General features: G+C 65.4%; 22 protein-coding genes and 2 pseudogenes. 15 read left to right on the top strand and 9 right to left on the bottom strand.

Annotated features, from left to right (window positions below; all coding sequences use genetic code 11):
* Nucleotides 1–109 precede the first annotated feature (109 nt).
* Nucleotides 110–715, bottom strand: coding sequence for an alpha-ketoglutarate-dependent dioxygenase AlkB family protein (locus tag BCO18175_RS31975; protein ID WP_254608202.1), 606 nt, complete (start codon nt 713–715; stop codon nt 110–112).
* 246 nt (nt 716–961) lie between these two features.
* Here BCO18175_RS31975 and BCO18175_RS31980 point away from each other — a divergent pair, with 246 nt between their 5' ends.
* Complete coding sequence (locus tag BCO18175_RS31980) at nt 962–1,549, top strand: malonic semialdehyde reductase (protein ID WP_174986836.1); 588 nt, start codon at nt 962–964, stop codon at nt 1,547–1,549.
* 84 nt (nt 1,550–1,633) lie between these two features.
* On the opposite strand, the gene BCO18175_RS31985 is transcribed toward BCO18175_RS31980, so the two are convergent.
* Nucleotides 1,634–2,782 (bottom strand): metallophosphoesterase, encoded by a 1,149-nt coding sequence (locus tag BCO18175_RS31985; RefSeq protein WP_174986838.1) that lies wholly within the window; start codon nt 2,780–2,782, stop codon nt 1,634–1,636.
* A gap of 872 nt (nt 2,783–3,654) precedes the next feature.
* Between BCO18175_RS31985 and BCO18175_RS31990 the strand changes: the two genes are divergently transcribed.
* The 5 genes from BCO18175_RS31990 to BCO18175_RS32010 all read left to right on the top strand — a co-directional run bounded on the left by BCO18175_RS31990 (nt 3,655) and on the right by BCO18175_RS32010 (nt 9,561).
* On the top strand, nt 3,655–3,948 hold the full coding sequence (locus BCO18175_RS31990) for a hypothetical protein (RefSeq protein ID WP_174911606.1): 294 nt from the start codon (nt 3,655–3,657) through the stop codon (nt 3,946–3,948).
* Nucleotides 3,945–4,994 carry a multidrug transporter subunit MdtN gene (gene mdtN / locus BCO18175_RS31995; RefSeq protein WP_174911609.1) on the top strand — a complete coding sequence of 350 codons (1,050 nt, stop codon included), beginning with the start codon at nt 3,945–3,947 and terminating at the stop codon, nt 4,992–4,994. The genes BCO18175_RS31990 and mdtN overlap by 4 nt, the downstream gene beginning before the upstream one ends.
* Nucleotides 4,975–7,017, top strand: a complete 2,043-nt coding sequence (locus BCO18175_RS32000) for an FUSC family protein (protein ID WP_174986840.1) — start codon at nt 4,975–4,977, stop codon at nt 7,015–7,017. Before mdtN ends, BCO18175_RS32000 begins: the two co-directional genes overlap by 20 nt.
* Entirely contained in the window at nt 7,004–8,548 is a 1,545-nt protein-coding gene (locus BCO18175_RS32005; protein WP_174986842.1) for a TolC family protein, read from the top strand. The genes BCO18175_RS32000 and BCO18175_RS32005 overlap by 14 nt, the downstream gene beginning before the upstream one ends.
* Before the next feature lie 305 nt (nt 8,549–8,853).
* The gene (locus tag BCO18175_RS32010) at nt 8,854–9,561 is read left to right on the top strand and encodes an MgtC/SapB family protein (RefSeq protein ID WP_174911619.1); all 708 of its coding nucleotides are present in this window, start codon (nt 8,854–8,856) and stop codon (nt 9,559–9,561) included.
* A gap of 56 nt (nt 9,562–9,617) precedes the next feature.
* On the opposite strand, the gene BCO18175_RS32015 is transcribed toward BCO18175_RS32010, so the two are convergent.
* Nucleotides 9,618–10,337 (bottom strand): autoinducer binding domain-containing protein, encoded by a 720-nt coding sequence (locus BCO18175_RS32015; protein ID WP_174968828.1) that lies wholly within the window; start codon nt 10,335–10,337, stop codon nt 9,618–9,620.
* A 73-nt stretch (nt 10,338–10,410) separates the two neighbouring features.
* Here BCO18175_RS32015 and BCO18175_RS32020 point away from each other — a divergent pair, with 73 nt between their 5' ends.
* From BCO18175_RS32020 to BCO18175_RS32035, 4 genes are all read left to right on the top strand, one after another.
* The gene (locus BCO18175_RS32020; protein ID WP_174986844.1) at nt 10,411–10,854 is read left to right on the top strand and encodes a DUF4902 domain-containing protein; all 444 of its coding nucleotides are present in this window, start codon (nt 10,411–10,413) and stop codon (nt 10,852–10,854) included.
* A 214-nt stretch (nt 10,855–11,068) separates the two neighbouring features.
* Nucleotides 11,069–11,677, top strand: coding sequence for an acyl-homoserine-lactone synthase (locus BCO18175_RS32025; RefSeq protein ID WP_174911627.1), 609 nt, complete (start codon nt 11,069–11,071; stop codon nt 11,675–11,677).
* A 51-nt stretch (nt 11,678–11,728) separates the two neighbouring features.
* On the top strand, nt 11,729–12,493 hold the full coding sequence (locus BCO18175_RS32030; protein ID WP_174986846.1) for a hypothetical protein: 765 nt from the start codon (nt 11,729–11,731) through the stop codon (nt 12,491–12,493).
* A 262-nt stretch (nt 12,494–12,755) separates the two neighbouring features.
* Nucleotides 12,756–13,142, top strand: a complete 387-nt coding sequence (locus BCO18175_RS32035; protein WP_021162343.1) for a VOC family protein — start codon at nt 12,756–12,758, stop codon at nt 13,140–13,142.
* Nucleotides 13,143–13,163: 21 nt separating this feature from the next.
* Here the strand turns inward: BCO18175_RS32035 and BCO18175_RS32040 are convergent, their stop codons facing one another.
* Nucleotides 13,164–13,730: a GNAT family N-acetyltransferase gene (locus BCO18175_RS32040; protein ID WP_174986848.1), complete on the bottom strand. Its 567-nt coding sequence runs from the start codon at nt 13,728–13,730 to the stop codon at nt 13,164–13,166.
* A 462-nt stretch (nt 13,731–14,192) separates the two neighbouring features.
* Here BCO18175_RS32040 and BCO18175_RS32045 point away from each other — a divergent pair, with 462 nt between their 5' ends.
* From BCO18175_RS32045 to BCO18175_RS32060, 4 genes are all read left to right on the top strand, one after another.
* Nucleotides 14,193–14,465, top strand: coding sequence for a hypothetical protein (locus BCO18175_RS32045; protein WP_122947494.1), 273 nt, complete (start codon nt 14,193–14,195; stop codon nt 14,463–14,465).
* A gap of 2 nt (nt 14,466–14,467) precedes the next feature.
* Nucleotides 14,468–14,926 (top strand): hypothetical protein, encoded by a 459-nt coding sequence (locus tag BCO18175_RS32050; RefSeq protein ID WP_164462689.1) that lies wholly within the window; start codon nt 14,468–14,470, stop codon nt 14,924–14,926.
* A 366-nt stretch (nt 14,927–15,292) separates the two neighbouring features.
* Nucleotides 15,293–15,595 carry a hypothetical protein gene (locus BCO18175_RS32055; protein WP_254608203.1) on the top strand — a complete coding sequence of 101 codons (303 nt, stop codon included), beginning with the start codon at nt 15,293–15,295 and terminating at the stop codon, nt 15,593–15,595.
* Nucleotides 15,596–15,682: 87 nt separating this feature from the next.
* Nucleotides 15,683–15,880, top strand: coding sequence for a hypothetical protein (locus BCO18175_RS32060; RefSeq protein ID WP_012328164.1), 198 nt, complete (start codon nt 15,683–15,685; stop codon nt 15,878–15,880).
* 40 nt (nt 15,881–15,920) lie between these two features.
* Here BCO18175_RS32060 and BCO18175_RS32065 read toward each other — a convergent pair.
* Nucleotides 15,921–16,094 (bottom strand): annotated as a pseudogene (locus tag BCO18175_RS32065) (SOS response-associated peptidase family protein); the annotation flags it as partial.
* Nucleotides 16,095–16,171: 77 nt separating this feature from the next.
* On the opposite strand from BCO18175_RS32065, the gene BCO18175_RS40695 reads away from it, so the two are divergent.
* Nucleotides 16,172–16,342: a hypothetical protein gene (locus tag BCO18175_RS40695; protein ID WP_254608204.1), complete on the top strand. Its 171-nt coding sequence runs from the start codon at nt 16,172–16,174 to the stop codon at nt 16,340–16,342.
* 26 nt (nt 16,343–16,368) lie between these two features.
* On the opposite strand, the gene BCO18175_RS32075 is transcribed toward BCO18175_RS40695, so the two are convergent.
* The 4 genes and pseudogenes from BCO18175_RS32075 to BCO18175_RS32095 form a co-directional block, all read right to left on the bottom strand.
* Nucleotides 16,369–17,223 carry a hypothetical protein gene (locus tag BCO18175_RS32075; protein WP_174986850.1) on the bottom strand — a complete coding sequence of 285 codons (855 nt, stop codon included), beginning with the start codon at nt 17,221–17,223 and terminating at the stop codon, nt 16,369–16,371.
* Nucleotides 17,224–17,279: 56 nt separating this feature from the next.
* On the bottom strand, nt 17,280–17,771 hold the full coding sequence (locus BCO18175_RS32080; protein WP_174986852.1) for a DUF2514 family protein: 492 nt from the start codon (nt 17,769–17,771) through the stop codon (nt 17,280–17,282).
* Nucleotides 17,768–18,187 (bottom strand): glycoside hydrolase family protein, encoded by a 420-nt coding sequence (locus tag BCO18175_RS32085; RefSeq protein WP_174986854.1) that lies wholly within the window; start codon nt 18,185–18,187, stop codon nt 17,768–17,770. Before BCO18175_RS32085 ends, BCO18175_RS32080 begins: the two co-directional genes overlap by 4 nt.
* Nucleotides 18,188–18,279: 92 nt before the next feature.
* A pseudogene (locus tag BCO18175_RS32095) lies at nt 18,280–18,672 on the bottom strand (hypothetical protein); the annotation flags it as partial.
* Between the last annotated feature and the right edge of the window lie 137 nt (nt 18,673–18,809).

Below are 18,809 nucleotides of genomic sequence, written 5' to 3' on the forward strand. Positions count from 1 at the left end.
GCGGCAACGTGCCGCACACACGACCGCTTGCCCGCATCGGTTGCCCGTGAATCGCAAAAAACGGGGCGCGAATCGCCCGGCGATCCCGGCACCTCTATGACGAGGGTGGTTACCGGCCCGTGCCGGCCGGCATCACGCGGCGGAACGTCAGGTTCACGCGCTCGCCCTGCACGCCCGGCGCCTTCGGCACGCGATGCTGCCATTCGGCCTGCGTGCGCCCGCGCATCACGAGCAGGCTGCCATGCACGAGGCGATACGCATGCGTGACACCGGTCGCGCGATGCCGAAGGTCGAACACGCGCATCGCACCGAGGCTCACCGATGCGATCACCGGCGCATCGCCAAGCTCGGGCTCGTTGTCCGCGTGCCAGCCGAGGCTGTCCTGCCCGTTGCGGTAGCGATTGAGCAGCACGCTGTTGAAACGCACGCCGCAGGTCGCCTCGACCGCGCGCTTCAGGTCGAGTACTGCCGGCGTCCACGGCTCCGGTACGTTGCGGATCCCCGAATACACATAGACGGCATCCGGCTCGCCCTGCCATGCGGTGAGCCGCGGCAACGGAATGCGTCCGCGCGGCGTGCGGATCGTGTCCTGCCGCCACGCGACCTCGTCGATCAGCGCGGCCAGTGCGCGATCGGCATCGGACGGCGCCAGCCAGTCCGGGTACCAGTCCACGTCGGGCGCGGGCGTGTCAGCGAAGAGATCGGGCGTCGACATGTCGAAAGGAACGGGCGATGAACGGAGCGAACGGTGCATGCCTGCATACTAGCCAACGGCGTCGCACACAGCCATGCGCTGTCATTCGCGGATGAATGGAAACCACCGCGCACCGCGCCCCACGATGCGCGTTCGCGCACACGCTATCATCGCGGCGTGTCGCGGCGCCCCTGCCCGAGTGCGCCGCATTCTCCCGCCCTGCCGGCCGGCTCGCCGCGGCCGCTTTCCTTCCGGATCCCACCCCTCATGACAACGCTGTCCGACTCCGCCCTCGATCAACTGTTTCTCACCGCGCGCACGCACAACGCGTGGCAGGACAAACCCGTCGACGACGCGCTGCTGCACCGGCTGATCGACCTGACGAAATTCGGCCCGACGTCGGCCAATGCGAGCCCCGGGCGCTTCGTGTTCGTCAAGTCGCCCGAAGCGAAGGCGCGCCTCAAGCCCGCACTGTCCGCAGGCAATCTCGCGAAGACGATGGCCGCGCCGGTCACCGTGATCGTCGGCATGGACATGGCATTCCACGAACACCTGCCGCGCCTGTTCCCGCACGCCGACGCACGTAGCTGGTTCGCCGGCAACGATGCGCTGATCGAGGCCACCGCATTCCGCAATTCGTCGCTGCAGGGCGCATACCTGATCCTGGCCGCGCGCGCACTCGGCCTCGACGCGGGCCCGATGTCCGGCTTCGACGGCGCGAAGGTCGATGCCGCGTTCTTCGCGGGCACCGCGATCAGGAGCAACTTCCTCGTGAATCTGGGCTACGGCGATCCGGCCGGCCTGTTCCCGCGCAGCCCGCGCTTCGACTTCGACGACATCGCGCGCATCGAGTGACGGCCGCGGGCCAGGGCCGGTGCCCGCTGATGAATGGCTTGCACCGGCCCCACGAATGAACGTGTCCCAACGTGGGAACGGGCGCTAGCCGCCTCGCGTCAGCCGGATCAGCGTGATCTCGGACGGCACGCCGAAGCGGTTCGGCGGCCCCCAGTATCCGGTGCCGCGGCTCGTGTAGAGCCACAGGTCGCCGATGCGGCTCAGCCCGCCGATCACCGGCTGCTGCAGCCGCACGAACGGCGGCCACGGCAGGAACTGGCCGCCGTGCGTATGCCCCGACAACTGCACGGTAAAACCGGCGCGATTCGCCGCTTCCGCGCTGCGCGGCTGGTGCGCGAGCAGGATCTTCGTGCCGACCTCGCGCGGCGCACCCACGAGCGCCTGCACGGGGTCGCTGCGATGGTCGGGATCGAACCCGCCCGCCGTGAAATCGGTGACGCCCGCGAGCACCGCGTGCGCACCGTCATGCTCGATCAGTACGTGTTCGTTGAGCAGCACCGTCAGCCCGATGCGCCGGAATTCGTCGATCCACGCATGCGCGCCCGCGTAATACTCGTGGTTGCCCGTCACCAGGAAGCTGCCGTGCCGCGACTGCATGCGGCCGAGCGGCGCCGTGTGCTCGCGCAGGCGCTTGACCGAGCCGTCGACCACGTCGCCCGTCACGACGACGAGGTCGGCATCGAGCGCGTTGACCGCACGCACGATCCGTTCGACATAGGGCCGCTTGATCGTCGGCCCGACGTGGATGTCGGACAGTTGCACGATCGTCAGCCCGTCGAGCCCGGCCGGCAGCCCCGCGACCGGGATCGACACGCGCTTGACCGCCGCGGTGCGGCGCGCGCCGACGAATCCGATCACGGTGACGAACACCGCGCCGGCCAGCACGCCAATCGCCGTATCGGTCGCCGCGCCGGGCCACGCGCCGTCGTGACCGAGATGCCGCCATCCGACCGCGCCGAGCAGCACGAATTCGCGGAGGAACGTCAGCAGAAGCAGCGACGAGAAGAAGCCCATCACGAGCGAGCCGGCCCAGCCGGCCAGCGTCGCGGCCCAGCCTTCGTCGAAGCGGCGCGAGAACATCCCGACCGGGATCAGCACGACGAAGCTCGCCAGCACGAGCGCCGCGATCGTGCGCGCGGCCGGCGACGCAAACGCATCGGGAATGATCCGTATCCCGACGTACAGATGGAACAGCATGCCGATTGCAATGAACCGGACAAAGAAACTTCGCATGGAACGCTCACCTTCGTTGCGATACCGCCTTACCGCTTCCGCGCCGCGTGTCGCACGAGGCCGTGAGGCTTCGTGCCGCGCGTCGCGCCATACGTACGATGGTACACAGATCGCGGCTGTGACGACCGGTCGCCGGCCGGGCCTCGACGCCGCTCGTCGCGACGGTCGACCGCCGCTGCATCGGCCTGCCAGAAGCGAGCGCCGTTGACGCTCTCTTGAAGCCCCTCGCGACCGACATGCAGCGCACGCTGCGTTTGCACCTCTAGATGAGTCACGTGGAGACGGCCTGCCGGATGATCGATGCAAAGGTCCGCGTCTTGCCCGAACGCACCGCGCACCGCCATGCAAAACAAATGGCACTACGCGTCGTCGCCCTCGCAGACATGCAAACGAGCAAACGCCTCTGACCGAACGCCCGCCGCAGATCTGCGGCGCCGATCGCGACGCGCTGCCGCGCTTCGCACGCAATCCGGTCTGCATATTCGTCAATATCGGCCCCCCGACCTGCCGAACCGACCCAATTCCCGTACGCTCGAGCGGCAATCAACCGTTTCCGCACCGATTCCGCCCTGTCGACACGGCAAATCAGCCACCCTTCGTTCGTCTGACGATCCTTTACGGTCCGTTAGCAACCCTACGCGAGGTTGCGCTGGCAGAATCGCGACGGTCCGGCCACCATTGCAGAAACGCGATGCCGGACGGGTGGACGCGCCCCCCGACCGGCACCCCCCCCCCGAGTGCACGGGGCGGGTGGCTGGCGGTCCGCATCGCGCTGATTTATTATCGGCTCCGTATCCCGGAATCGTCGTCGCGGCGACGATCCGCATTGCGCCGCGCCCGGCATCCACCCCCAACGTCGAGCTCGTCACACCATGAGAAAAACAACGCCGCGCGCGCCCCTGCGCGTCGCCGCCGTCCTGGCGCCAGCCCTGCCGCTCGCGGGCTGCGCATCGCGCGGCGCACCGTCGTACGTCCTGTTCGGCGCGTATTTCCCGCTTTGGCTCGTCAGCGCGATCGTCGGCGTCATCGGCGCGATCATCGCGCACCGCGTATTCGTCGCGACCGGCTGGGCCGCCACGGTGCCCTACCAGCTTGCCGTCTGCACCGCGATCGGGCTCGTGGTCGCCGTGATCGTCTGGCTTACCGGCACGGGGCCGTTCGCATGAAGGCCGCCGGCACTGCCCGTCCCTCCGTCAAAGGCCGCGTGATCGCCCTGGCGATCGTCGCGCTCGGCATCGCGGCACTCGTGTACGCGTACTACCGCACGACGGCCTACCCGTCCACCGACGACGCGTCGATCGACGCGGACGTCGTGCACGTCGCGTCGCCGGTAGGCGGCCGCATCGTGCAGCTCGCGGTACATGAAAACCAGCGCGTCGCGAAGGGCGACCTCCTGTACGTCATCGATCCGGTGCCGTACCGGCTGACGGTTGCGCAGGCGCAGGCCGACCTCGAACTCGCGCGCGCATCGCTCGACACGCGCCGCCGGTCGCTGATCGGCGAGCGCTCGAACGCGGCCGTGGCCGCCGAGCAGGTCAAGCGCGCGACGCAGAACCACGACCTTGCGACGCGCGACGTGAACCGGCTCGCACCACTCGCCGCGCAGGGCTACGTCAGCGCGCAACAGTTCGACCAGGCGAAGGTCCGCCAGCGCGACGCGGCCGTGTCGCTCACGCAGGCACAGGAACAGCAGCGCGCGTCCGCGCAGACGATCGGCGACGAGGCCGACGCGATCGCGACGCTGCATGCGCGCGAGGCCGCGCTGGCCCGAGCGCAGCATGCGCTCGAAGACACCGTCGTACGCGCGCCGCACGACGGCCTCGTGACGGGCCTGAGCGTACTCGCCGGCGAAACCCTTGCGCCGAACCAGTCGATCTTCACGCTGATCGACGCAAGCGAATGGTTCGCCGTCGGCAACTTCCGCGAGACGTCGCTGAGCCGTATCGAGGTCGGCGACTGCGCGACCGTCTATTCGATGATCGACCGCAGCCGCCCGCTGACGGGCAAGGTCGTCGGCGTCGGCGCGGGCATTGCCGACAGCGCCCGCATCAACCTGCCGCGCACGCTGCCGATCGTGCAGAACTCGGTGAACTGGGTGCACGTCGCGCAGCGCTTCCCGGTGCGCGTGAAGCTCGACGAACCCGACGGCAAGCTCGTGCGCGTCGGCGCCAGCGCGATCGTCGAGGTCCGGCATGGCACTGCCTGCCGCTGAGGTTCGCTCGCCGGGCCCGCGCGAAGTCCTGCGACTGCTCGCGCCGTTTCCGGGGCGCATGTCGATTGCCGTGCGGGTCGCGCTGATCTGTGCGCTGACCGCGCTCGTGACGGCCGCCTACGGCACGCCCGAGGCCGCGCTGTCCGCGTACGTCGTGTTCTTCATGATCCGTGCCGACCGCGTGACGAGCGTGGTGCTCGCGGCCGCGCTGCTGGTGATCGTCACGATCGTGATCGGGCTCGTGCTCGGCGTCGCGATCTTCAGCATCGACTATTCGATCCTGCGGGTCTCGTGCATGGCCGTGCTGTCGGTCGGTCTCCTGTACCTGACGTCGGCCAGCAAGCTGCGCCCGGTCGGTGCGATCCTCGCGATGATCGTCGGCTTCGGGCTCGACCAGCTCGGCCTCGCGCCGTTCGGCGAAGCCGCGACACGCGCGCTGCTGTACATCTGGCTGACGATCGCGATCCCGGTCGGTGTCGCGATCGTCGTCAACCTGCTGATCGCGCCGTCGCCGCGCAAGCTCGCGCACGCGCAACTCGCGAAGCGCCTGCGGCTTGCCGCGCAGCGATTGCGCGGTGACGACGCGGCGCGCGACGCATTCAATGCCAGCCTGCACGAAGGCGACAAACAGCTGCTCACGTGGCTCAAGCTGTCGAAACTCGAAGGCTCGTCGTCCGCCGCCGACTTTGCTGCATTGCGGCAGGCCGTGGCATCGAGCACCGCGCTGCTGGTCGGCGTCGCGCTGGCGGATCGCGAACCGGGCGCGCTGCTGCCGGATGCGTACGCCACACCCATCGCCGCGACGCTCGACGAGATGGCCGACATCCTCGAACAAGGTGGCTACCCGGTCGACGTGACCCTCGCAATGCCGCCAACCGACACGCTGCCGCCGCTCGCGCGCGTCGTTGCGACGGATGTCCATGCGGCGATCACGCATTTCGCGGAACCGGGCGTAACGGTCGATGTCGGTTCGTCGGCTTCGTCGGCTTCGGCAACCACCCCCGAATCCGCCCCGCCCCCCGCGCCGCGCGGCGGCTTCTTCCTGCCCGACGCGCGCACCAATCCCGATCACATCCGCTACGCGCTGAAGACCACCGCCGCGGCGATCTTCTGCTACCTGCTGTATTCGCAGCTTGACTGGTCGGGCATCCATACGTGCGTCGTCACCTGCTACATCGTGTCGCTCGGCTCGACGGCCGAGACGGTCGAGAAGCTCACGCTGCGGATCCTCGGCTGCATCGTCGGTGCGTTGCTCGGCACTGCGGCGCTCGTATTCGTCGTGCCGTCACTGTCGTCGGTCGGCCACCTGATGGCGCTGGTGTTCGCCGGCGGGTGGCTCGCCGCGTGGGTCGCATTCGGCTCGCCGCGCATCGCATATGCCGGCTTCCAGATCGCGTTCGCGTTTTTCCTGTGCGTGATCCAGGGCGCCGGCCCCGGCTTCGACCTGACGATCGCGCGCGATCGCACGATCGGCATCCTGCTCGGCAACGTCGTCGTGTATCTCGTGTTCACGCGCATCTGGCCCGTCAGCATCGGCAAGCAGATCGACGTCGGGCTCGCGGCGCTGCTCGACCAGTGGCGGCGCCTCGTGCAAATCGCCCAGCCGGCCGAGCGGCGCACGCTCGCGGCCGAAGCGTTCGCCCGCCACGGTGCGATCGCGCAGGAGCTCGGGCTGGTCCACTACGAACCGTCGTGGGTGCGGCCGGCTGCCACGTGGCTCGCCACGCGACGGCGCGCGCTCGCAGAACTCGGCGCACTCGAAGGCCCGCTGTTCCTGCTCGCCGAACGCAAGCCCGGCGACACGGTGATCGGCGCGCAGCTCGCCCGCGTGACCGAACCGCGCGACGATGAAGCCGCGCCCGATACCGATTCGCCCGCGCCGCCAGCCGCCCCGCCGGGCACCGCCCCCACCGACCCCGCGCGTGATGCGCTGCTGAACCTGATCGACACGCGGCTCGCGCACATCGCCGACGCCGCCCGTCAAGCCACACCGAAGGAGCCCGCCCCCCATGCGCCTACCTGAACCGCCGGCCGCCTCGATCGCCGCCGCCGCCCTCGCGACTGCCGTCGCGCTGGCCGGCTGCGCGACGTCGTCGATCGATCTGGCGCCGGAGGCGTCCGACCGCCCGTGGCAGCCGCAAACGTCCGCTGCAGGCGACATCGTGCCGGGCCCGCCGCGCGCGTCCGCGCAAGGTTCGCACGACTACACGCTGCCCGCATCGCCGGCACTCGCGTCGGTTTCGCCACCCGCCGCGCTCGATGCCGCGCATGCGTACACGCTGCCCGAGCTGATCGATCTGGCCGAATCGGCGAACCCGCTGACCCGCATCGCGTGGAACGACGCACGCAACGCGGCGCTCGCGGTCGGCCTGGCCAAGACCGCCTACCTGCCGAAGCTGTCCGCGACGGCCATGGGCGGGTACCAGGCAAACCACGGCTCGACGTCGTCGATCCTCGGCGACTCGTCGAGCAACTCCACCGTGCACGGCACCATTTCGGCGCTGTCGCTGCAATGGCTGCTGTTCGATTTCGGCGGCCGCGCGGCGCGCGTCGAAGCGGCCGAACAGGCGTCGATCGCATCGAACGTCGCGTTCACGGCCGTACACCAGCAGGTGATCCACGACGTAACCGTCGCGTACTACCGCTACGAAGCAGCACGCTCGCGCGCGCTCAGCGCCCAGCAGGGCTTCGCGAACGCGGACGCGATCCTCGCGGCCTCCCGCGCGCGGCTCAAGCACGGCGTCGGCACGGTCGTCGAGCTCGCGCAGGCGACGCAGAACCGCGCGCAGGCAAACCTCGCGTTCGTGCAGGCGAACGGCACGGAGAGCGACAGCTACCTCGCCCTTGTCTCCGCGCTCGGCATCTCGCCGCTGTCGAAGCCGACCATCGCCGCGCTGCCGAAGCGGCCGCTGCCGCCCGCGCTCGGCTCGTCGGTCGACGCAATCGTGTCGGACGCGATCGCGCGCCGCCCCGACCTGCAGGGCGCGTTCGCGCTCGAAAAGGCCAATCGCGCGAAGATCAAGGCCGCGGAAGCCGCGTTCATGCCGAAGATCTTCCTGTCCGCGTCGACGTCGTACGCGAGCGGCGGCACGTCCATCTCCGCGCTGCCCGCGATCGGCGACCAGGCGCCGACCGTCAACCTGAACGGCAGCCGCTACGGCGGCGGCGTGTTCCTCGGCGTGACGATTCCGCTGTACGACGGCGGCCTGCGCTCGGCCGTGCTGATGCAGGCGCGCAACGATGCGGAAAGCGCGTCCGCGCGGCTCACCCGCACCAAGGAGGAAGCGGTCCGTCAGGTCGTTGCCGCGCAGAACGCGGTGCAGACGAGCCTTGCGTCGCACGACGCCGCGAAGGCGCTCGTCGATGCCGCACAAACGAGCTACGACGCGGCGCTGACCGCCTACCGGAACGGCGTCGGTTCGGTCACCGATGCGACGATCGCGCAAAGCCAGTTGCTCGCCGCCCGCAACGCGGAGGTCGACAGCTATGCCGGCGCACTGTCGGCTGCTGCCGCGCTCGCGCTTGCGACGGGGACGATCGGCTCGGCGCAGTAGCGCAACCGCCGCGAGGCGGTTGACGCATGCGCTCGCCGCCCACTAGAATGCCGCCCATTCTTCCTTCAGGAACCATCGTGGACAGTTGCAGCACTCCGTTGCGTGCGCCGCTTGCCGCCTGAACGCCTGTCCGACGCAGTTCTCCTGCCCGGCTCGCGTTCCGCGAGCCGCACGCCTCCCGTTTCACACTGAATGACGCATTCGCGCGGTACAGTACCGCGCGATGACGGCTATCTTCGCGTCGCCTGCGGCCTTGCGCCGCCGCGACGCGAGACGGCACGCGCTCCTTGCACGGCAGGACAACCATGACTTTCGATTTCGCACTCCGTCTTTTCACCGCGTTCGCCTGCGGCGTCGCCATCGGCATCGAACGCCAGATGCGCCAGCGCACGGCCGGCCTGCGCACGATCACGCTCGTCGCGAGCGGCGCGTGCCTGTTCGTCACGCTCGGCGTGCTGACCGGCAACGGCGTCGCCGGCGTCACGCAGATCGCCGCCTACGTCGTGTCGGGCGTCGGCTTCCTCGGCGGCGGCGTGATCATGCGCGACAAGGGCTCGATCCAGGGCATCAACACGGCCGCGACACTCTGGTGCTCGGCCGCCGTCGGCGTACTGTCGGGTTCCGGTCATTACGTGCCGGCGCTCGCCGGCACCGGCGTCGTGCTGCTCACCAATACGCTGTTGCGCAGCGTCAGCCAGGCAATCAACGCGACGCCGGTATCGAACGCCGATCTCGTGCGCGAATACCAGATCACCGTGATCTGCCTCGCCTCCGACGAAGTGCACATCCGCACGCTGCTGTCGAACGCGATGTATGCGAAGCCGCTGTCGTTCCAGAGCCTCACGAGCGAGGACGTGCCCGACCAGCCGGACCGCCTGAAGGTGACCGCGACGCTGAAGCTGCATCCGAAGGATCAGCAGAAGCTCGAGCAGATCGCGAGCCGGATGAGCATGGAGAAGAGCATTTCCAGCGTGAGCTGGACCGCGAAGGAAGCGGAGCCGATGATGGAGTGAGCGGCCTGACGGCAGCCGCGTTGCGCGCTGCCGCCCGTGCCCGGCCGCCTTTCCCGTCAGGGAGCCTCGATCAGCCCGGCCGAGATTGCCTTGACGACCGCCTGGACCTTGTTCGTCGCGCCCAGCTTCTCGAGGATGTTGTTCACGTGGAAGTTGACCGTCCGCTCCGAGATGCTGAGGATCTGGCCGATTTCGCACGCGGTCTTGCCCTCGGCCGTCCAGCACAGCACCTCGCGCTCGCGCGAGGTCAGCGTAACGCCCGCCGCCGGCGACAGCTTCGGCACCATGAAGCGACTCATCAGCGAGTGCGACAGGTTCGCGAGCCAGTTCGTCTGCAGCGTCAGCATGTTGATTTCGGCCGGCGTCAGCGGGTCGGCATGGCGTGCGATGCTCAGCAGACCGAACGCACCGCGGGCCGCCCAGCTCGACTGCGCGACGCCCACCGACAGCCCGAAATCACGCGCATCCTGCCACAGCGGGCACGGTTCGATCCGGTCGACGTCCGGCCAGACGATCATGTTGGTGCTGTGCGCGCCGTCGCGAACCGTCGAATCGATCTCGATGTAGTTCTGCGCCTGGTAGTGCGCCATCCAGCCATCGGGATAGGTGTTGAAGATCGCGACCGACGGCTTCGATACGGGCAACGGCACACGAATGCCGTAGCAGCAGTATTCGAATCCCAGCCGTTTGGAATAGGCGGCAATCCGCTGGAAGAGCTGTTGCTCGTCTTCCGCGGCGCTGAATTGTTGATAGGCATCCTGCCAGCGCAGTTCCATTCATTCTCCGACAACGTCACGCTGTCATACTTGTCAGGTTCCAGCACCCGTTCGACGCTGATACATTCCGCGCATGACTTCACCTTTGCTGCACCCGGTCTCCGGCCCGTCCCCGGACGGCTACGTACGCCTGTCAGAAGGCGCACTGGCCGTGCTTGCACTCGACCATGTCGCAAGCGGCCTCGACGCATCGCTGCTTGCGGAATTGCGCGACAACGCAATCGACGCACGCCTCGCCGGCTATACCGAATGGCATCGCCCGGCCAGTGCCGGCGTCGCTTACGTGACGGTCGGCTGGGACTGGTATCTCGAACGCGCGACGGGCATGTTCGTGATCGCGGGCGGCGACGTCCGCAGCAACGTCATGGCCGTCGACACCAAGGGCACCGACATCGGCATGTTCCGCACGGCCGCCGCGCTCGCCGCACGGCTCGCGTGCATCGACTGGCCCGCTGCGGTCGCGTCGGCCCTGCTCGGGCACAACGACGCCTATCATGCCGGTCCGACGCTCCAGTGACAACTGGCCGCGCACTTAATCCTCTGATGATTTACGTAGTGCTGGCGCTCTTTATAAGCAAAAGCGCGACGGTTTTCAATCCCATTGATCAAGAAACCGTTACCACGTCCTGATCACCCCCCCTCCACCGCCACCCTGTAAGAGTTACCAGTTACAGCCCCCTCGTGCTGCGCGATGTAATGCATACATACAAAAGCACAGATCCGAGGACACCATGCGGACCTTCGTTCACGAGGAAGGGCGGTTACCACACGAACTTGCAGCGGATCTCGGGCGCTATCGGCGCCGTGTGTTCGTCGAACAGCTCGGATGGGCGCTCCCGTCGGCGAACGAAAGCTTTGAGCGCGACCAGTTCGATCGCGACGATACCGTCTACGTGTTCGCGCGAAACGCCGGCGGCGACATGTGCGGATGTGCGCGCCTGCTGCCGACGACGCGCCCGTATCTGCTGAAGTCGCTGTTCGCCGACCTGATCGCCGAAGACATGCCGCTGCCGCAATCGGCCGCCGTCTGGGAGCTGTCCCGGTTCGCGGCAACCGACGACGAAGGCGGGCCGGGCAATGCCGAATGGGCCGTGCGCCCGATGCTCGCGGCCGTCGTCGAATGCGCGGCGCAGCTTGGCGCGCGGCAGTTGATCGGCGTGACGTTCGCGAGCATGGAGCGGCTGTTCCGCCGGATCGGCATACACGCGCACCGCGCAGGCCCGCCGAAGCACGTAGACGGTCGCCTGGTGGTCGCGTGTTGGATCGACATCGATCAGCAAACGTTTGCCGCACTAGGAATCGAGCCGGGGCAGGCCGCCCGGCAAGCCATCGCCGCCTGATCCGGAACGCGCGTTTCAGTCCGGGCGGCATCGTAACGAAGGAGAATCAACGTGGACCAGTCTCAGGTCTTTCGCGCGATGATGCCCGGGTTGACGAGCGCCAACGGCGCCCGCATCGCGGTCGCCTACCCGTCGTTTCCCCGGCCGCTGCCGCTCGTGCGGCTCGACCGCCGCGGGCTCGTGTTCCGTGCCGCCGGCGCCGCACCGCTCGTGTGCGGGCTGCCGCGTGCGGCGACGCTGCTGGTCGCGGACGAGCCGCTCTGCTCGCTGCGCCTCGTGATCCGCGACATCGCCCCGGCCGGCGAAGGCCTGCATGACCTGACGATGCAGCCGTCCGGCGCCGCCGGCGACGAATTGCTGTGGCATGCGTTGCGCGATCGCGAGCCCTACCGCCGGATTCAGCACCCGCTCGCGCCCGTCGACACGTCCATCGCCACCGACGGCGAGCCGCACGCATCGGCCGGCGAAGCCGGGCCGCGCCCGTCGCGCAGCGCGGCCTTCCGGCTGCCGTGCCACAGCGACGCGCTGTTCTTTGCCGACTGGCTCGAATATCACTTCGACGAATTGCGCGCGCTGTCGCAACAACACGGGCCGCAACTGCAGCTCAACCAGCTCGAGCGACAGGTCGCCGACGACGAGGTTGGCGTGCGCTTCGTCTACGACATCGACGGGCACACGACACGGCACGTGCTGACCGACTGCGCACGCGAGGCCTGTGCATGGATCGAGACGGAGATGCGCGACAAGTTCGCGTTGCCTGTCGCGCAGGAGCGGTTCAGCGCGTTTGCAGCGCACGCGCGGGCCGGCGGCATGTGAATGCGGAGAGTCTGGAAGTTGTATTGATACAACTAGGGCTTGCCATGCCTCGGGTTTTCCCTTAAATTTACGTCTGTCTCCTCCATGTCTCCAAACATGGATTCAGCCCGCTCAATGTAGCGGGCTTTTTCTTGCCTGCGCGCTTTGCGGGGCCATACCACCGCCCTCCTTCATCGGTTGCCTGCCCAGGCATTCCGGCACGCCACAATCCCGATCGACCGGATTATCATCGGCGGGTCTGCCACGCTCCCCCGAGGCCATCTTGCACGCCCATCTGCGTATTGCCCGCCCGGTCAGCAACCTCGCCCGAACCGAGCGCATGTATCGCGACGCCCTCGACTTGTCCGTTCTTGCGCGCTTTGAAGATCACGACGGCTTTTCCGGCGTGATGCTCGGACGCGACGGCCTCGACTATCACTTCGAATTCACGCACTGCCCCGACCATCCGATCGCGCCGTCGCCGACGCCCGAAGACCTGATCGTGTTCTACCTGCCCGATCGGCCCGAATGGGAAGCCGCCTGCGCGCGCGCCACGGCACATGGCTTCATGCCCGTGACGTCGTTCAATCCGTACTGGGAAATATCCGGCCAGACCTTCGAGGATGCAGACGGCTATCGGATCGTGCTGCAGAACGGCACATGGCGCTGACAGGCGAACGCGCTTGAACCGTTACGCGCCGGCCAGGCCGGCGGCGCGGGCGGCATACACGACGTGCCGACGCAGTGCGTGCCCTTCCGGCAGTGCTGGATGGTCGAAATCGCGCGCGGGCCGACGCTGCATGCCGAGCCGCTGCATCACATGCTGCGATCGCAAGTTGGTGTCGGCCGTCCACGCGAAGATCTCGTCGAGCCCGATCCGGCCGAACCCGTCGGCCAATGCGGCAGCGGCCGCTTCGGCAGCGTAGCCGTGCCCCCATTCGTGGCGAGCTTGCCGCCACATGATCTCGACGCACGGCGCCATCGGATGCGTTGCACGCACTTCGTGCGACAGGCCGCACACCCCGATCAGCATCGCGTCGGCACGGCGCTCGACGGCCCACGGGCCGAAACCGTGTGCATCGACATGCGCATTGAAGCGGGCAATGACGTCGCTCGCCTCGTCAACGGACATCGGGCCGCGCGCGAGCCACGCAGTCACATCAGGATCCGCATGCATCGCCGAAAACGCGCCCGCATCCGCCGGCTGCCAGCGGCGCAGCGTCAGACGCTCGGTTTCGATCTTCGACGGTATGGGCATGGGAGAGACGGATCGTTCAGGCGGCGTAACGCGAGCGCCGTCACGAACCCGAAAACGGAACGGACGAAGGGGGAATCGGGATCGTCGCTTCTGCCGGCGACGATCCAGGGAACAGGTGACGAGAAACGGGCGCCGGCGCGCCCACGGCGATTACTCGTTTTCCTCGAAGTAGTGAATCCACCTTGCACAGCGTAGCTCTGATAGAAAAACTACGCCGAAACCCACGCCAGCAAAACGCCCGAAGATCCGCCAAGGGCATCAATCGTAGCATCAGAGTTGATGGATGCCGACGTCGTAATTTGCGACCTCCCTTCCGCTCGATCGATTGAAATTTGGGCTACAGGCCCCATAATTTGGTAAGACGTCAAAATTCTCCCGACTGTGGGATACTTTGAGCAATTTCATCTTGGCCATGGGCAGTCTGTTATAGTCTCGGCCACATTTGGTTTCCTCTTCAATGACATGGCAAAGCAGATCTTTTTCGTAACGGCACTCACAAAGGCTGAGGACGTGAAAGCGAAGCTCGAAGCAGCCATCCCAGAGGCGGAACTGCGTTTCCAGCTTACTCCTGACAGATGGATGATCTACGCCGAGGGTCCAGCAGGCAAGCTTGCAGATCAATTCGGCATTCGGGGAGATCCGTTCGTTGGGAACGGATTGGTTCTCGCATTGGGAAGCTACGCCGGTCGAGCACCTAGTGCGCTGTGGGAATGGATCAAAGCTCGCACAGAATAACTATGTCGCCAAGACAACAAAGGCGTTACGAAAGTGGATCGTCCGATGCGGCGCCTGCCGCAGGATCCGTCTCGACCGCCGACTCCGGTGGCGCCACCGAATCAGATTTCGCCCATTTCGTTTGGGACAAGCTGAATGCTGTCGACGGTCGTTTGGCCGATTTGTCTGAGAAGCATGGGCGAATCGATGCCCGCATGGACATCGCTCAGCAAGCACTTCTTGCCAGGCTCGACACCCTCGAACGTGCCATCGATCTGAAACTTGACGGCGCAGAGCGAGCTATTGGCTTGAGGATCGATGCAGCTAAGACCGCCACGGACAAGCTAGAGGGCAAGGTATCGAAGCTTGAATCTACCGTACGCATGGCGACCGCCATTTTTATCGTCATAGCAGCCCTCTTTAGTGGCGGCTTGGCTATCTACAAGGTTGTCGAGAACCATATTTCAGTCAAAGTCCAGTGATATTTGATTGATGTGCCCACGTCACCGCGAAGAGCGATCATTCTGCGCGGCCTCCGCACACATGTTTTCAGCTGGATAGAGTTGCAGCATCGCGCGCGCAGCCTCGACGCTCGTCGTGTGCAGCCGATCTTCACAGTCGCCGGGCTTCAGAATCACGACGGGCCGCCTCTCACCGCGGACGAAATAAAGCGGTTGCCTGGCCAGCGATGCGCGTATGATGGGTTGATCCGAGCACCCAATTGTAGATTCACCGCTCGCCTTCCCACAAGTCTGCGCCGCGCCCTGCCTGCGCACGACATTTGCCCCTTACACCACACTCGTCGCGCCGTGCAGCAGCACGGTTCGAGTTCGGCTCGTGCGTCCTCTTTGAGCGAGCTCAAGGGCTCTCGCGAAGCAGCAAGTCAAGATAAAAACTATCAGAAGGCGGCAAACATGAGCTGGTACTGCGAAGCGGAACGCGAATTACTGCATATTAGGCGAGCGATCGGACTACTCGAGCAAGCGCAACACGCCTTCATTAACAAATCGTCGGTGAACGACCCGGCGTACTGGAGGATCAAGCTCAACAAGCTCCGCACGCAATCCATGCGAAACAAGGTCCTCGAAATCCAAGTGGACGAGCTTTTAGCCCGCCTCGCACTGGTCCAGGATCCGCACTGTCGCAAGTAGGAATCTACCCCTTCACTCTCACCTCCTTCCGGGTGCACGCGCATTCCAGGGGGCAGTCCGAAGGCGCCATCATCACCGGAGCAAGCCATGACCCCCCACGACGTAATCACGATCTTCGAGCGGTTGAATGCAGAAGGGCGGGCAGCGGTCGATCTAGACCACGCTTGTACCGGCTTCGCTGGTTGGCTGGCGGGCGTGTGGGATACATTAGGGGAAGAGGATATTGCGTTGCTGACATCTATCGGCGCGACGCTGTATCGCGAAGGCTACGGGCGGCGATACTAGGGACTGTTGGCTTTCGAAGAACGCTTCACCTGTGCCCCGTTTACATTCTCGCTTGCGCCGGTTCGGTGACCATCTCGTCCGCTGGATAGAGCTGCAGCATCGCGCGCGCGGCTTCTACGTTCGACGTCGTCAGCCATTCCTCCCAGTCGTCCGGACGCAGGATCACGACCGCCCGTTTCTCATCGTCAGGTTTGCGCATCCGGGGGAAGATCGGGTACCGGAGTTCGACGCCCCAACGATGCCGAGCTGCGCAGACTGTGGCACGCGTACTCCGATCTTCAAGTTCGCTGGTTGATCCTCGAGATCTTTGCCCTTCGAAAATCGCTGGATCGGATTCAGGAGTGGTTCGACTACGTCGACAAGAACGTCGAGGATCGCGGTCAGCTTGGTGGCGGGAATGGGAAATTGCAGGACCTGCGCTACCTTCTCCGGAAGGAAAAGGGACGCGCCGGGATGATGTAACGAATCTGCGACGCTCTCAACAGCCGTTACTTCTTCACGGGATCGATACCCCAACACTGAGCGGAACGACCGTCCTCCGGAATGGCCTCCGGGTTGTACTTGCACTTGTTGATCGTATCGAGGGCGGTGTTGTAGTGGTTGAGCAAGAAGTCCACGACATGATCGAAATATGCCTGCCGTGCGACGTCGTCGGGAGACTGGCAGTCCGCACCCATGTGGACCGGATCAGCGGCAGGCGGAACAGCCGTCGACTCATAGTTGAACGCACCGACAGTTTTCGCGATGTCGTTGAGGGCTTGCACGGCCGTCGGCGCATCTGCGCGGCTGGGCAGGCACGTTCCCAAGGGCAGCGGAACGAATACCACGTTGCCCTTCATGTACTCCCGGTCCCTGTAAGCTTTAATGTCATGCCGGAATTGTTCGGCCATCGCCTGCTTCTCGGGCGTGTCGACATAGTCCCGCATATCGTCGAATTGGAAGTTCACCAGCGTCCACGTCGAAATATTGACGTTGGAGGCCGCGATCTCTTCGCTTGTGGGTCCAACTCCGTTGTTCTCGCTCATCACGATGTCGTGAAGCTTCGACCCGTTGATTACGCCAGGATATACAGCGATGTCAGCGCCACGCGCCTTGAACGCGTCTTGCAATGCGGCGATTGTCGGCTGTACATCAGGAGCCGGAGCACCCGGCGCAGATGCGGAATTCGAACCGTCGGCCGCGGCCGCCATCGCTCGCGTGCGCTGCGTCGTGACCAGCGGCATACCAGAGTATGTGAGCTTGATAGCGGGCCCTGACGAGGTGGAGCCGCTGCCCTCACCGCCCCCACAAGCGGTCAAGGAGAGAAAGAGCGGAATGGCGAGTGCTGCGAGGATTTTTTTCATTGATGGTCTCGGGCGGTAGTTAGTATCTTTCACTTCGTAATATAAAAGTTTACAGATCAATTCCGATTTACGGAACTCCCCACCGTCAGGGCGTCGTAATCGGCTTCGCACTGCCGGCCGGCGATGCCTCGCTCATCAGCGATCTTTGCCAGCTCGCCCGCGCGATCGTCAATGCTGCCGAGCACGTTGGCGAGCACACCGATGGGGTCGCCGGCTGGCGCGCTTCCGGACGTAGCGGCGGAATGGCTGGCCCGCTCGACGAGCATGGCAAGCTGCTTGCGCAGGCCGTCAGCAGCAGCATCAGCGGCAGCAGCATCGACGCGCGCTTGGTCACGTTCTTTCGCAGCATGGTCTGCGTTCTCCTGTTGAGCCGCGGTGCGGCGTTGTTCTTCGGCGCGCGCGGCCTCGACGGCGGCGATCTTCGTTTTCTGGGCTGCCGCCGTCGTCACGTGCACGCCATCGGCGTGCCCTTTGAAGTAGCCGGCCGCCGAGCCGATGAATACCGCCGCGAGGACGGCTAACCAGACACGCGGATCGAGCCAGGTCATACGCCACTCCGCATCATTTCAGCGAGCCGCGTTGCGCGCGCGCCGACCTGCCGCGCCCACAGACTGTCAAGCATCCCGGCAGCGGCAGCGGCATAGTCACCGCGCTTGATCGCGGCCAGCGTATTGATGAACGTCAGCAGCTTTCCCTGCATGTTGAACGCCATGTTCATCATCACGCGCTGACGCACCGGATCGAGCGATCGCCACCACGACAGGTTGCGATCGAGCCACCCTTCGGTTTCCGCGACGTCGTTCTGATACATGAGGTCGATCTCGTTGTCGCGGAACCCCTTGTCAGTCAGGTTACGACCGATACCGCCCGACACCTTGCCGACTGTGTCGACATAAATCCTGTTCTTGCGCCCTTCGTCGAGCGACAGCTCGACCTTCAACTTGACCGGGTCGTAGCTACTCATATTCACTCCCTCCCAAACAGCTTCTTTGCGTTACGCCGCAGCAGTACTTCGAGATATTGCGAGCCGATGATCCCCAGCGCGCTTCCGATTCCGACCGTCCATCCCGTCCCGACCATGTACTCCTCGTAAATCACGTCGAGCACCCGGAGAAACGGTTTCGAAGAGTCGGCAACCAGCGCGCCTGAACCATCGAACACCTGCAGGCCGAAATTGCCGGCCAACGGCGGAACCTTGTCGAACAAGAACAGGTACACCGCGCACGGTTGCTCGGTAACGAAGGTCAACGTGCAAATCGCGCTGCTAACCGTGGCGCTCCAGAGCGTAATCCCCACCCCGCCCGAGGCATATACGCCATACATCGGCCCCGCATTCGCGTTGAATGTGAACTTCACGTTCGGCAGTGTCGCCGTATACTCGCGCCCGGCGTCGTTGTACGCGAGGTGCAGCCCACCATTCACGGATTGCCCCGACATCGCTTGCACCATTTGATAGTTCGGCGTTCGCCCGTCGATCTGATACAACCCGGTATCAGTGAATGCCTGAAATGTTGATGTCCGCACAGAACTGACCCACTAGAGCTGAAAATTTTCATCGAATTTTGACCCACGTGATTGAATGCCCT

The organism is Burkholderia lata (genome assembly GCF_902499335.1).
Taxonomy (GTDB): Bacteria; Pseudomonadota; Gammaproteobacteria; order Burkholderiales; family Burkholderiaceae; genus Burkholderia; species Burkholderia lata_B.